Source organism: Streptomyces sp. NPDC096310 (assembly GCF_044763125.1).
In the GTDB taxonomy this organism is placed as follows: Bacteria; Actinomycetota; Actinomycetes; order Streptomycetales; family Streptomycetaceae; genus Streptomyces.
This window is the reverse complement of the sequence record NZ_JBIWFO010000001.1, coordinates 315,165-327,947: the sequence shown is the minus strand read 5'-3', so window position 1 is coordinate 327,947 and position 12,783 is coordinate 315,165. Positions and strand designations below refer to the sequence as shown.

At 72.4% G+C, this 12,783-nt stretch carries 8 protein-coding genes and 1 pseudogene; 1 reads left to right on the top strand and 8 read right to left on the bottom strand.

What is annotated here, in order from left to right; translation table 11 throughout:
• Nucleotides 1–24: 24 nt before the first annotated feature.
• From ACIQ7D_RS01320 to ccrA, 5 genes are all read right to left on the bottom strand, one after another.
• Nucleotides 25–597: a response regulator transcription factor gene (locus ACIQ7D_RS01320; protein ID WP_403932118.1), complete on the bottom strand. Its 573-nt coding sequence runs from the start codon at nucleotides 595–597 to the stop codon at nucleotides 25–27.
• 358 nt (nucleotides 598–955) lie between these two features.
• On the bottom strand, nucleotides 956–2,581 hold the full coding sequence (locus tag ACIQ7D_RS01315; protein WP_403932115.1) for a LuxR C-terminal-related transcriptional regulator: 1,626 nt from the start codon (nucleotides 2,579–2,581) through the stop codon (nucleotides 956–958).
• Between the two features lie 159 nt (nucleotides 2,582–2,740).
• A complete protein-coding gene (locus tag ACIQ7D_RS01310) occupies nucleotides 2,741–3,601 on the bottom strand; it encodes a 3-hydroxybutyryl-CoA dehydrogenase (RefSeq protein ID WP_403932112.1) in 861 nt (286 codons plus the stop codon).
• On the bottom strand, nucleotides 3,598–4,608 hold the full coding sequence (locus ACIQ7D_RS01305; protein WP_403932108.1) for a 3-oxoacyl-ACP synthase III family protein: 1,011 nt from the start codon (nucleotides 4,606–4,608) through the stop codon (nucleotides 3,598–3,600). Before ACIQ7D_RS01305 ends, ACIQ7D_RS01310 begins: the two co-directional genes overlap by 4 nt.
• Before the next feature lie 5 nt (nucleotides 4,609–4,613).
• The gene (ccrA, locus tag ACIQ7D_RS01300) at nucleotides 4,614–5,987 is read right to left on the bottom strand and encodes a crotonyl-CoA carboxylase/reductase (protein WP_403932105.1); all 1,374 of its coding nucleotides are present in this window, start codon (nucleotides 5,985–5,987) and stop codon (nucleotides 4,614–4,616) included.
• Nucleotides 5,988–6,422: 435 nt separating this feature from the next.
• Between ccrA and ACIQ7D_RS01295 the strand changes: the two genes are divergently transcribed.
• Nucleotides 6,423–6,530, top strand: coding sequence for a hypothetical protein (locus ACIQ7D_RS01295; protein ID WP_403933751.1), 108 nt, complete (start codon nucleotides 6,423–6,425; stop codon nucleotides 6,528–6,530).
• A gap of 479 nt (nucleotides 6,531–7,009) precedes the next feature.
• Here the strand turns inward: ACIQ7D_RS01295 and ACIQ7D_RS01290 are convergent.
• From ACIQ7D_RS01290 to ACIQ7D_RS01280, 3 genes and pseudogenes are all read right to left on the bottom strand, one after another.
• Nucleotides 7,010–7,297 (bottom strand): annotated as a pseudogene (locus ACIQ7D_RS01290) (transposase domain-containing protein); the annotation flags it as partial.
• Nucleotides 7,298–7,552: 255 nt separating this feature from the next.
• A complete protein-coding gene (locus tag ACIQ7D_RS01285) occupies nucleotides 7,553–9,136 on the bottom strand; it encodes a LuxR C-terminal-related transcriptional regulator (protein ID WP_403932102.1) in 1,584 nt (527 codons plus the stop codon).
• Nucleotides 9,137–9,554: 418 nt separating this feature from the next.
• The gene (locus ACIQ7D_RS01280) at nucleotides 9,555–12,647 is read right to left on the bottom strand and encodes an AAA family ATPase (protein ID WP_403932099.1); all 3,093 of its coding nucleotides are present in this window, start codon (nucleotides 12,645–12,647) and stop codon (nucleotides 9,555–9,557) included.
• Nucleotides 12,648–12,783 lie beyond the last annotated feature (136 nt).

Here is a 12,783-nt window from a genome sequence, read left to right as displayed (position 1 = left end):
TCAGCCGTGTGTCACGGGATCAGATCAGATCAGACCGGCCCTTATGGCGTACGACACCACATGGGTCCGGTTCCTGAGATTGAGCTGTTTCATCAGGCCGTAGAAGATGTTCTTGATCGTCCGTTCCGAGTAGGACAGTTCCCGGGAGATCTCGGCGATGGCGTGGCCTTCGGCCGCCAGTCGCAGCACATCGATCTCCCTGGCGGAAAGGCCGGAGGCGGTGAGTCCTCTCGGAGTGAGCACGTCGCATTGAACGCGACGAACGTGATCGACCAATCCGCCCTGTAAAGACGAAGGAAAGTCTGCCCATCCATCATTGACCAGACGGATCACATGAACAAACCTGTCAGGAGTGAAGTCGGCGCGCCAGAGAACCGCCCTCACCCCGTATTCGGCGGCCGTCGAATAATCGGCGTTCCAGCTATTGTCCACCACCAGACAAAAGCGGGTCGATTCAGTGCAAAGCTTCCTCAGCAGGTCCATGGTGGTGGCATTGACGGTCTCCACCGCCACCACCATGACGTCGGCCTCCACCCCCGGTTCCGACTGACTCAGAGCCAGGTGCGGATTGGCCTCGATCGGACCGACCAGCCCCATGCACGTGATGGGATCTTCCGCATGGACCGCCACTCGTATTAACCCCAACGTTCCCCCCAGGTCGAATGGTCCTTCCACAGCACGCAGCGTTACACGCATCGATATGCTCGCACGCTCACCGCAGGAATTTTCGACTCCGCCCCGGCCGAGGGCTAGTTGTAGGGAAAAATCACGCGAATCCCGGGGCGGCGCGGACATGCCCTGCGGGCACGACCGACCAGCGGTGCTCTCCCATGTGAACCGCCTGCGACAGTTATTTTCCAAACAGGTTACCAAATGCGATCTCAACCGCTCCCTCCACGATATGCAGCGGTGCGGGGGACACGGAATACGTTGTTCCGTTGCCGTGCGGTACCTGTTACGGGATCGTCGCGGGCGGCCGGACCAGTTCCGCCCGGTTCCTGATTCCGAGCTTCCGGTAGATCCGGGTGAGGTGCTGTTCCACCGTGCCGACCGTGAGCGACAGCTCCTCGGCAATTAGGCGGTTGCTGCGGCCCGCCGCCGCCAGCCGTGCCACTCGCCGCTGACCCGCCGTCAGCGGGTCCGGCGGACGCGGGTCCGGCCGGCTCGGAACCGGCGTCCTGGCGCCCGGACCCCCGCCGCCGGCCGCCGCGAGTACGACACGGATCCGCTCCGCCAGTGCCGTCGCCCGGCACTCCCCCGCCGCCTGGGCCGCCTGGTCCAGCGCCTTTCGCGCCGCGCCCCGGTCGCGCGCGGCCAGCAGCTCCGTACCGGTGGCGTACAAGGTGCGCGCCCACTCCAGCCGGGCACCGGCTATCTCGTGCGACCGGGCTGATTCCTGGAGCAGGTCGAGCCGGAACGGGGCGTCGGCGAGGGACGCGGCCCTGCGCAGACTGATCCCCAGGGCCCGGGGCGCGGCGCAGGCGCGGGCGAGCCGTACCTCCTCCAGCGCGAGGGCGAGCGCGTCCGCCGGGCCCCGGCCGGGGCGGCCGTCGTGTGCGGCTCGGGCCGCGTGGGCGCGGGCGGCGCCCGACCGCCAGCGGATCACCGTGGGACGGTCGACGTCCCAGGCGCGCAGGGCGCGTCCGCAGCGCAGGAAGTCGGCGAGCGCGGCGCTGTTGCTGCCGCGCGCCAGCCTCAACTGGCCCCGGAGAGCGAGCTGGTCGGCCCAGAGCAGGCTGGTCGGAGGCGAAGCGCCCTCATGAACCTCTCCGTCACCGTCCCCGTCACCGGCGCCCTGCCCGGCTCCGTCACCGGCTCCGTCTCCGGTCGCTGCTCGGTCTCCGGCGATCAGTGCGTCGATCCCGCTCCTCATCAGCAGCGCGGACCGCCGCCACGGCCGGCGCTCCCCGGCCGGCGTTGTGTCGAGCGCCGAGGTGATGTGGGTTCTGGCCGAGGGCAGTTGGCCCTGCCGGTACTCGGCGACGGCCAGCAGGACCAGGAACTCCGCCTGCCAGGCGGGCGCGTTGCCCCGGTCGGCCTCGCGGGCCAGCCGCAGACTCCAGGTTGCGGCGGTGACGAGCCGGTCCGCGTGGAGCAGCGCCCGGATCGCCAGCAGGGCCGCGGGCGCCGATCGGCGCCCCAACTCCATTGTTGTCAGGGCGAGTTCGGCGCGGGGAGCGATCTCGTACGCGGGCAGTCCCGCCAGTGCGCCGGCCAGTGCGGCGGTGGCGGCCACGGCGGGACCGGCTGCCCGGACCTCCTCCCACGCCCCGGGCGCGGGTGGGGGCGGGGCGCCGTCGATTCCCGGGTGGTCGCAGCGCATCAGGGTATGCACGGCGCGCAGGTCGTCCCGCGACCGGCCGTCCCCCAGGGCCCCGCCCGGCGCGCCGGGCGGCCCCTTCTCCCACTCCCCCAGTACGGCGAGGGTCCGTGCCCCGTGCCCCGCCCTGATCAGCCGTTCGGCGAGGTGGAGCACGGTCCATGGATCACGTCCGTGGCGGAGGGCCGCTCCCAGCCGGGCGAGGCGTTCCCCGGGATCGTGCCGGTCCGTCGTGACGGACGCGCGCCGCACCTCGGTCACCGGTGAACTCCCACTCCCCCGTCGGACCGGAACGTCCGACAGAGAAACACACCGTGTGCGCGGGGGCAACCACGCCGGGCGACAACTGCCCGTTCGCACCCGCGTACTTGCCGATCCGTCCATACCCGCGAGGTGACACACGCACGGGCCGGACCTCGCTCAGGCGTACGAGTGGAAGCCCTCGCCGCTCTTCTTGCCCAGGAACCCGCCCTCGATCATCCGCAGCAGCAGCGGCGGGGGCGAGTACAGCGGCTCCTTCAGCTCCTCGTGCATGGACTCACCGATGGACGCGATCGTGTCGAGCCCGATCAGATCGATCAGCGCCAGCGGCCCCATCGGGTGGCCGCAGCCGAGGATCATGCTCCGGTCGATCGCCTCGGCGGTGGCCGCGCCCGATTCGAGCATCCGGACGGCCGACAGGAGGTACGGCACGAGCAGCGCGTTGACGACGAAGCCCGGCTGGTCCTGGCCCCGTACCACTTCCTTGCCGAGCGGCCCGGTGACGAAGTCACCCACCCGGTCCAGCGTCTCCGGCCGGGTCCGCAGCGAGCCGATCAGCTCCACCAGCGGCATCATCGGGACGGGGTTGAAGAAGTGCGCCCCGGCCACCCGGCCCGGGTCCCGGGTGGCGCGCCCGAGTTTCATGATGGGGATGGAGGACGTGTTCGACGCGAGTACGGCGTCCCGGTCCTCGACGATCTCGTCCAGTTCGGCGAAGACCTCCAGCTTGTCCTGGAGGCGTTCGCTGACCGATTCGAGGACGAAGTCGTGGTCCCGCAGGTCCTTGAGAGCGGTGGAGAAGGAGACCCGCTCCAGCGCGTCGTCCCGTTCGGTCTCGCTGATCCGCCCTTTGCGCCGGGCTCGTTCGAGGGACTTCACCAGCCGTCCCCTGCCCCGGTCCACGGCGTCCTCGCCACGGACCACGACGGTCACGCCCAGCCCCGCACGGGCACAGACCTCGGCGAACCCCGAGCCCATCAGCCCGCATCCGACGACGCCGATCCTCTCGAAACCGCTCATGACGGCCCCCCTGCGGACGACCAGCGCAGCAGGCAGGCGCCCGCGGACATGCCGCCGCCGAACGCCGACAACAGCACCAGATCACCGTCGATGATCTCTCCCGACCGGACGGCGTCGTCCAGGGCCACGGGTACGGAGGCGCTGCCCACGTTGCCGTACTTCTCGACGACGAGATGGGTGTGCGCGCCCGTCAGACCGCAGCGCTTGACGAGTTCGCCGAGCAGCACGCCGTTCGCCTGGTGCGGTACGAAGCAGTTGACCTCGTCGACTCCGACCCCGGCGCGGCCGAGCAGCCGCTCCAGCATGGGCGGCACGTTGTCCATCACGAAGTCACGGACCCCGCGGCCCCGCATGGTGAAGAAGTGTCCGCCCTCCGCCAGGGTCCGCTCGGAGGTCGGCGTCCGGCTGCCGCCCGCGTGCACCTTGATGAGGTCCTGCGCCTCCCCGTGGGTGCTCAGGTCGAGTGCGAGCACCCCGTACCCCTCGGCGACCTCGCCGACGACGACGGCGCCGGCTCCGTCCCCCAGCAGTACGGCGGTGCGCCGGTCGTCGAAGTCCAGGATGCGGGAGTAGACATCGGCGCCGATCACCAGGGCGCGGCTGCCGGGGCGCGCGGTCACCAGGCCGCGGGCCAGCTCGACGCCGTACACGAACCCGGCGCACACCGCGTTGATGTCGAAGCAGGCAGCGTCGTGGGCGCCGATGAGGTGCTGGACGATGCTCGCCGTGGGGGGCTGCGGGAAGTCGCCGGTCGAGGTCGACAGGATGATGTAGTCGATGTCGTCGGCGGTCAGTGCGGCCCGGTCCAGCGCGGCGAGCGCCGCCTTGGCCGCCAGGTCGGAGGTGGCCTCGTCCTCGGCCGCGTACCGCCGGCACAGGATGGCCGTCTTCCGCTCGATCCACTCGGCGGTGATGTCCGGGACCTTCGCGACGATCTCGTCGTTGGTCACCTCACGCTCGGGTACGTACGAGCCGGTGCCCAGGAACCCGATGGCTCGTGGTGTCATCGCCCTCACCTCTCCTCTGCCGGAGCGCCGGTGGAGTCCTCGGAACCCTCGGGCGCCCAGAGCGGGTTGAGCCGTTCCGCACCGATCCGGGCGCGGAGTTCGGGGCGGGTGACGCCCAGGCCCGGTTCCGGGGCCATGCACAGGACGGCGACCTTCCCCCGGTGCTGGTTGGTCTGGACGAGCCGGGTCGCCTCGCCCACCTCGGACAGCGGGTAGAGCGCGGACATCGTGGGCACGACCCGTCCCGCGTCGATGAGCCGGCCGCACTCCCACTGCTCCTGGAGGTTGGCGATATGGCTGCCGATGACCCGCTTCAGCTTCATCCAGAGGTAGCGGTTGTCGAAGACGTGGTGATAGCCGGTGCTCGATCCGCAGGTCACGACAGTGCCACCGCGCCGTACGACGAAGACGGAGATCCCGAAGGTGGCCCGTCCGACATGCTCGAAGACGACGTCCGGGTCGCGCCCGATATGGCCGCGGATGATCGCGCCGAGCCGCTTGCCCGTCTCGATGACCCGCGCGGGGTCGTCCGACGGATCGTCATCGAGGCCGATCTCGGAGCGCTCGATGACGATGTCGCAGCCGAGCTTGCGAACGGCGTCCGCCTTGGCCGGCGAGCTGACCACACCGATCGGAATGCCGCCGCCGTTCTTGACGAACTGCACGGCGTACGCACCGAGTCCGCCCGCCGCGCCCCAGATCAGCACGGCGTCCCCCTGCTTGATCCTGGCGCCGTGCTCCCCGACGAGCATCCGGTAGGCCGTCCCGGCGCACAGGGTGTTGCAGGCAGCCTCCTCCCAGGTCAAGTGGCCTGGTTTCGGGATGAGTTGGCTGGCCCGTACGACGGAGTACTCGGCCAGTCCGCCGAAGTTGGTCTCGAACCCCCACGCCCGCTGCTCGGCGCCGAGCATCCCGTCGGCGTGGGTGGCGGCCTCCTGCTCGTCCACATGGGCGGGACTGAGCACGACATGGTCGCCGATCCGCCAGCGCCGTACGCCGGACCCGACCCGTACGATCACGCCGGCTCCGTCGGAGCCCACGACGTGGTACGGCTGGTCGTGCCGGGCGGCCCAGCCGCCCTGCCGGGCGAACTGCGCCAGAAAGCGGAAGGTCGGAATGGGCTCGAACATCGCCGACCACACGGTGTTGTAATTGATCGAGCTGGCCATGACGGCGACGACCACCTCGTCCGGCGCCAGCTCCGGCATGGGTACGGAACCGAGCCGGAGCGACTTCCGTACGTCCTTGTCGGCCACGCCGCGGAACATGTCCGCGTCGTCCTTGCGGAGATGGGTGGCCAGATATTCCCGGGGCAGCGACAGCCGCTCGATCTTGTCGGGCGCCGCGCCGCCGATCAAGGCGTCAGCCAAAGAACTCATGGCCACCTCTTCTTCTCTTTGTGGTAGTCGAGGCTTTCGGGACGGTCGAGACTGTCCGAATCCCTCCCGCTCCTTTTCGGAGACCGGGGAGATCTACGAGAACATTCCCGAGGCCCGAGAATTCCGGTGAGAAGCTATCGACGCGCCGTCCGCCCTGGCCAGCCCCTACACCCCCGGGGTCATGACTTAAGGGTTTCGGGGTGGGGCATCAGGGTGCGCAGCGCCTGGTAGACGCAGAGCAGCGCCCACAGCTCCTGGCGTACGCCGTCGGGCGTACGCGAGCGCAGGGCGCCGCCGGGCCCGCGGAGGTCGAGGCCGAGCGGGCGGCACAGGTCCGCGATCCGCCACCGGGCGGCGTAGCGGCGTACGAGCCACGGCGCCGGGGCCGCCACGGGGTCGAGGAGCGTGGTGATCAGCGCCGTGGGGCCGGGGAACATGGGGGCGCGGAACATAGGGCCGACGAACATGGGGCCGGGGAACATGGGGTCGGGGAACATAGGGTCGGGGAACATGGGGTCGAGCACCCGGACCGGCAGGCGTTGACCGGCGTGCGTGCCGCGCAGTTCGGCCCGGTACGTGCCGTCCGGGAGGCGTTCCCCGAGCGGTGGGGCGAAGGATCCCGTCACCCCCCACAGCATCTGGGCACCGCCGGCCACCGCCCGCTCGCACAGCGCGTACGTGGGGACATCGCGCCCGGCCAGGAGCAGCGTCCCGGGGCCGAGGCGGTCGAACAGGGCCTCCAACAGCGGGCGCTCACCGATGTCGAGAGGGTCGAGTACGGCGCCGAGCAGCGCCAGGCTCCCGCAGTCGGCGAGCACGACGAGCCGGGCCTGCGGGCGTACGTCACCGGCCGGTGTGCCGAACTCGGCCCGGTTGCGCGCACTGGGCGGGAGGTCGACGACCGCGCTGTCGACGGCGACCGCACGCAGCCCGCCCCCGGGCTCACCCCCGGGCCCGGCACCGACCCCCGCCGGGACGGCCCCGCTCAGGGCGGCGGCCCGCGCGGTGCCCTCGAAGAGGAGCCGCAGGGGCTCGCTGCCCAGCCGGGTCCTGGCCCGGGAGATCGCCCCGTCGGTCGGCACCGTGTCCCCGCACGCGTACGGCTCGCGCTCGCCCCAGCGCAGCCCCCCGAGGACGGTGCGCAGCACCCGTACATACCCGGCGTCCGGGTCCAGCCACATCGCCAGCACCAGATAGGCCGTCAGCCAGGCGGGCAGCGCCCGGTGGCGCCGCTCGCGCCGGCCGGCCGCCTCGACCGCCGCGCATACCTCCGCGCGTGGGAACACCGTCGTCAGCAGCGCGATCGCCATATGGTCCGCCAGCCGGCCCGCTCCGGACGTCTTCTCCTGGTCCACCGGTCCCCCGCCTCCGTGTACGCCGTTAAGTCAACTCCCCGATTCTGGCAGTTTTGAGGGGTATGCAGAAGGTGATGCCGTGGCGCATCGGACAGTGATTTTCCCGCGCGTTTCCCACCCACGACAGCGCGATGCGGCACGGCGATCCGACATCGCCGTGCCGCATTGATCCGGATGAAATCCGTGCGCCGTACCGCCCACCGGCGGGCGTTATCCGAGGGTTTCCCGGGAGATCTGTATCTCGCTTCTCTTTCCGATGTCGAGTTTCCGGTAGACCTGCGTCATGTGCTGTTCCACAGTGCTTTCGGTGAGGGAGAGCCGCGCCGCGATCTCGCGGTTGCCGTGGCCCTGGACGGCCAGCTCCGCGACCCGTTGCTGACGGGCCGTCAGTGTTCCCGAGTCGCGTACGGCCTTGCCGCACACCCGGCCGCCCGCCGCGGCGAGTTCCTGGCGTACGCGCTTCTCCAGCGCCACGGCACCGCACGCGTGGGCGGCCTCGCACGCGGTGCTGAGGTCGGCGCGGGCCGCCTTCCGGTCGCCCGCTCGGTGGCGCTCCCGGCCGATGAGACAGAGGGTGCGGGCCAGTTCGAGCCGGGCGCCCGCGGTCTCGTGCAGCCGGGCCGACTCCTGGAGGAGATCCATCCGGAACAGCGGGTCGGCCGCCGTGGCGGCCTCACGGAGACTGATCCCGAGCGCCCGGGGGGCCGCGCACTCCCGCGCGAGCCGTACCTCCGCGAGGGCGAGGGACAGCGCGGGACCGCGGTTGCCGAGCGCGAGGTGGGCGCGGGCCGCGCCGGAGCGCCAGGGGGTGACGGTCGGCCGGTCGGCGCCCCAGTCGCGCAGTGCGCGACCGCACCGTACGAAGTCCATGAGCGCCTCCGCCGGCCTGCCGCGCGCCAGCCGTGTCTCGCCGCGGAAGTACAGGTGGTCCACCCATTGGAGGCTGTTGGGGGACGGCGCGCGCGGTACGGCGTCGGCGTGCCGGGCGAGTGTGTTGGGTACGGGTACGGAGGCGGATGCGGGCACGGCGGTGTGGGCCGGGGCGGGCGGGGGCGCCGGATCCCCCGCGTGACCGGTCAGGGCCAGGACCCTGCCCCGCGTCAACAGTGCGGTCAGCCGCCAGGGTTGGGCGTCACCGCCGGGCACGAGGCCGAGGGCCGTGGCGAGATGGGCGCGGGCTGCCGTCAACTCGCCCTGCCGGTACTCCGTCACGGCGAGCAGGACCAGGAACTCGGCCCGCCGCTCCCGGTCATCGTCCTGTTCGGCCCGGGTGGCCAGCCGCCCGCCCCACGCGGCGGCGGCGCCGAGCCGGTCGGTGTGCAGGAGGGCCCGGATCGCGGCGGCGGCCGCCGCCGCCCTCCACGGGCCTCCCGGGACGCGGAAGGCGGGCGCGGCGAGGGCGGCCAGGGCCTGGTCGGCGCGCGGGGCGATCTCGTGCGCCGGCAGGCCCGCCGGCACCCCGGCCCAGGCGTCGGCCGCCGCGCGCACGGGCCCGTCCGCGAGGGCGCGGCCCCAGTCGCCGGGCGCCGGGGCCCTGGGCGCGCCGCGCTCGCCGGGGTGTTCGCCCCTGACGAGCGTACGGAGCGCCCGCGCGTCCCTGATGGTGTCGTCGGCCGCGGCCGGATCCGCGCTCACCGCGTCGAGCAGGTCGAGGGCCGCGCCGCCTCGGCCCGAGCGGGCCAGCACCACGGCCCGCGCCATCGCCGCCTCCGGGCACCGGCCGGCGGGGCCCGGTGCGGCGCGGTCGACGGCGGGCGCGCCAGGCACCCCGGGGCCGGTCAGGACGGGCGGCATACGGGGACCTGGGCGACGGTGACAGAGGCAGAGGCAGGAACAGGGGCGACGGCAGCAGCGGCAGGGGCGACCGTGATGGGGTACGGGACGGTGTCGTCCCGTGATCCGGGCGCGGCGGGGCGGCGGTGTCCTCTGTCGTCCATCGCGCAGCGCGCCTCCGATCACACCGTGCCAACACCCTTGTGTGCAGCGATCGCTCGTCCGCACTCCGGGTCTCTCGGAGCGCCTTGTGAGGGTGCGCGCGGGCCTCACCCTGAACGGGTCCCAGAAAAACACCGCCGCGCGCGCCGACGCAACCACGACCGCGTTCCGTGCCTGTTCGTACCTCCACCCCTGCCCGAACATCGTGCGGGGCGGCCGCCCGCCTCGGGGGTGTCCCGGGCCGCCCCGAGGGGCCGTAGGAGCGTGGCGGCGCCGCTCAGCCGGGTACGAAGCGCGCCAGTCCGCCGTCCAGCCACGCGGTGGCCAGCTCCAACCGCGAGCGGCAGCCGGTGCGTTCGAAGATCCGGGCGAGATACGTCTCGACGCTCTTCTCGCTGCGCGCCAGCACGGCGGCGATCTGCCGGTTGGTCCAGCCGTCGGCGACCATCCCGACCACCTCCACCTCCAGCCTGCTGAAGACGGACCGGGTCGCGCGGCGCCTCGGCAGCGGGTGTCCGAGGCCGTGGGCGACATCGGCCAGTGACTGCCGGGCCCGCCGTGCGCCGAGCCGTTCGCTCCACTCCCACGCCTCGGCCAGCCACTTCTCCGTACCGGTGGTGCGGGCGAGCCACAGGCAGGCGATGAAGGACAGGCTCTGGTCACCGTGCCGGGCGAGGAGACCGTAGGCGGCGAGGGCGCTGTTCACGTCGTCGTGGGCCACCGCGCGGGCCAGCAGGGTGGTGACGCGGGTCGCCTGCGAGTCGACGGACGCGTGCAGCTCCTCCAGGGCCTCCAGTGACTCCCGTACCGCACGGTCGTGCCCCTGGACCACCGCGTACCCCAGCAGGCGCAGCAACAGCCTTTCCAGTCCGGCGAGATGGCCGGTCGCCCGCAGGATCCGGTAGTCGCGCCACCCGTCCCGCCACGCGCCGAGGGGGTCTCCCGCGACATGTCGCAGCCCCGTACGGGCCCAACTCGGCAGCGGTCCCCAGCCCCTGGGGGCCTCGACGCCGGAGAGCCACGCGGCGGCGCGGTCGGTGTCGCCCTGCCAGCGGCAGATCTCGGAGGCCAGACCGCGGCTGTGGTCGTAGAGCGGTCCGCGCCCGGCGCCCTCGGCGTGCATCTCGATACGGCGGGCCAGGGCGAGAGCGACCTCCCACGATCCGGTCAGATACTCGCGGACCAGGGACTGGTAGGTGCGCAGCGGACTGTCCTCGAACTGCGCGCAGCGGTCACCGAGGACCGTCTCGAACGCGCTGGCCCAGTCGCCCAGCGAGGCTGCCTCGCGCAGCCGTTCGGTGTCGTCGAGCGGAGTGAGGCCGTTGGAAGAACGCAGGCCCCGCACGGCGGCCAGGGCGGCGTCGAACTCGGCGCGGGTGCCCAACGTCCCGGTGACCAGGCGGGTTTCGGCGGCGGCCGGGACGAGTCCCACGGGTAGGTCGGTGTCCCGGGAGAAGGAGAGGGGCAGGTGCGCGGGTGCCTCCGACGGCCGTCTCGTCCCGGGCCCTCCCGTCCTGTCCGGCTCTCGCCCTCCGCCCGGTCCGTCCGGCGAGCCCCGTCCTTCCGGTTCTCGCGGCTCCCCCGGCTCCCCCGGTCCGTACGGACCGGCCGGACCGCCCGAATCGTCCAAACCCTCGGATGGTTCCGGTTCCGGTCTCTCCCTCGGTGCGTCGGGTAAGAGGCGGCCGGGTAAGTGGAAGCCGCACAGCGGGGCATGGGCGGGCGCGTCCACCGGCTTCCCGCGCGGCGCCTCGCCGCGGGTGTGCGCGGCCATCGCCATCAGCGCCGCCGCGGACGGGAACCGTACCGCCGTACGGGCCGCCGGGCTGTCGTGGTCGACGACGCGGGTTCCGAGCCACTGCTCGTGGAGCGCGGCGAGCGCCCACGCGGAGGCCAGGTCGGGCAGGAACTCCCGGGACCGGGGCGGGCAGGGGGTGCCCGCGGGCAGGAACCGCCCGCCGAGTTCCAGCAGCCCGCCGGCGTCGCCGTGGTCGAGCATGAGCGCGATCGTGGTTCGCAGCACGCCGGGCAGGCTCTCGTCGTCGGAGGCCAGTTGGCGGGTGAGCGCGAGGGCGGCGCGCGCCGCCCGCCGGCGTTCCACGCCCGCCCCGCCGCGGCGGACCGCGGCCAGCAGGATCTCGTTGGAGAGCGCGACGGGCAGTTCGGCACCCGCGGCGAGCGCGTGGTCGCACAGGCGCGGGTCCGGTGTGCCGCTCCTGGTGCCCAGCCGGCGTCTCGCGTTCGTCACCACGCGGGCGTGGAGTCTGGCGAGCTGGCGCCGGGTCCGTACGGTGCGCAGATCGGCGCCCAGACCGGGGACGGCGCACTTGAGGCTCTGCTTGTCGTCCACGGTGATCAGGCGGTGTTCGACCAGAGTGTCGAGTACGCGGCCGAGGTGTGCCACCGATCCGCCGAGTTCGGGTGCCAGGTCGAGAAAGTCGTCCACCGTCGTGCGCGCCGCCTCGGTCAGCCGGGTGAGCAGCGCCAGGGTCTCCTCCAGGAACGCCTCGTCGGCGAAGTCGGGGCCGCCGGCGATCCGCCAGATCCGGTGAACCTCCGCGCGTCCGATGGGCAGTTGTACGGGCGTGTCCGGGCCGGAGAGACACGCGGAGCCATCCACCAGCAGCAGGCGGTCGCGCTCCCACAGCGTGCCGACGGCGGAGAGGACGGCGCGGGGGTTACCGGCCAGCGGGCCGAGCGCCCGGCGCAGCGCGGAGACCAGTTCCGGGGCGGCCGGCAGCCCCAGCCTGCGGCCGGCCAGCGCGCTGGTCTGGGCCCAGGTCAACGGCGGCAGCTCCAGAACCCGGTCGGCCGCAGTCGCCAGTGCGTGGACGACGCCGGGGGCCCCGCGCTCCGTGCGCCCGCACACCACGACCGGCACACCGTCGGAGCGGATGGCGCGCAGCAGTGCGCCGAGGGCGCCGACCTCGGCCTCGGGGACGAGGTGCGCGTCGTCGACGACGACGGCCGGCGGACGGTGGGCCGCGATGTGCCGGACGGCGGCCCGTGCCTCCAGCAGCAGATGGAGGGAGTGCCGCCGGTCCCTGGCCGCCCCTGCCTGGGCGCGCCGTACGGCGGCGACGAGGGCCAGGGCGGCGTTGTCGCCCTGGGCTGTCAGCAGATCGCAGAGGCGGTCCGCCACGGTGTCCAACACCGGTTCGGCGCAGTCGGCAAGGCCGATCCGGACCACCAGCGTCCTTTCCCGCAGGGCGGGTTGGAGCGCCGCGTCCAGCAAGGCGGTTTTGCCCATGCCGGGTTCGCCGTGCACGACGAGCAGCCGGGCGTCCCCCTCGGTGCCGCGCAGCGCCGCCCCGAGCTCGCGCAGTTCTTCCTTCCGTCCGATGAACTGGGTCTTCCGGTTGGTCGACATCGTTCGGCACCACTCCCCCGTCCAGAGCCCCGCGGGCCCGTTGGGAGGGCCCGGCTTCAACGTATCCGCCGGTGGCTTCACGAGTTGATCGAACCTCCCATTCCTCGTCCAGACGTTCGTCTACTATTGATCGATC

Bases quoted from the DNA above. Each gene is read 5' to 3' on its own strand.
- ACIQ7D_RS01310 (WP_403932112.1), bottom strand. From the start codon at position 3,601: ATGAGCGGTTTCGAGAGGATCGGCGTCGTCGGATGCGGGCTGATGGGC.
- ACIQ7D_RS01320 (WP_403932118.1), bottom strand. From the start codon at position 597: ATGGGGCTGGTCGGTCCGATCGAGGCCAATCCGCACCTGGCTCTGAGT.
- ACIQ7D_RS01280 (WP_403932099.1), bottom strand. From the start codon at position 12,647: ATGTCGACCAACCGGAAGACCCAGTTCATCGGACGGAAGGAAGAACTG.
- ACIQ7D_RS01295 (WP_403933751.1), top strand. From the start codon at position 6,423: ATGGGGGCGCGGAACATAGGGCCGACGAACATGGGGCCGGGGAACATG.
- ACIQ7D_RS01285 (WP_403932102.1), bottom strand. From the start codon at position 9,136: ATGCCGCCCGTCCTGACCGGCCCCGGGGTGCCTGGCGCGCCCGCCGTC.
- ACIQ7D_RS01305 (WP_403932108.1), bottom strand. From the start codon at position 4,608: ATGACACCACGAGCCATCGGGTTCCTGGGCACCGGCTCGTACGTACCC.
- ccrA (WP_403932105.1), bottom strand. From the start codon at position 5,987: ATGAGTTCTTTGGCTGACGCCTTGATCGGCGGCGCGGCGCCCGACAAG.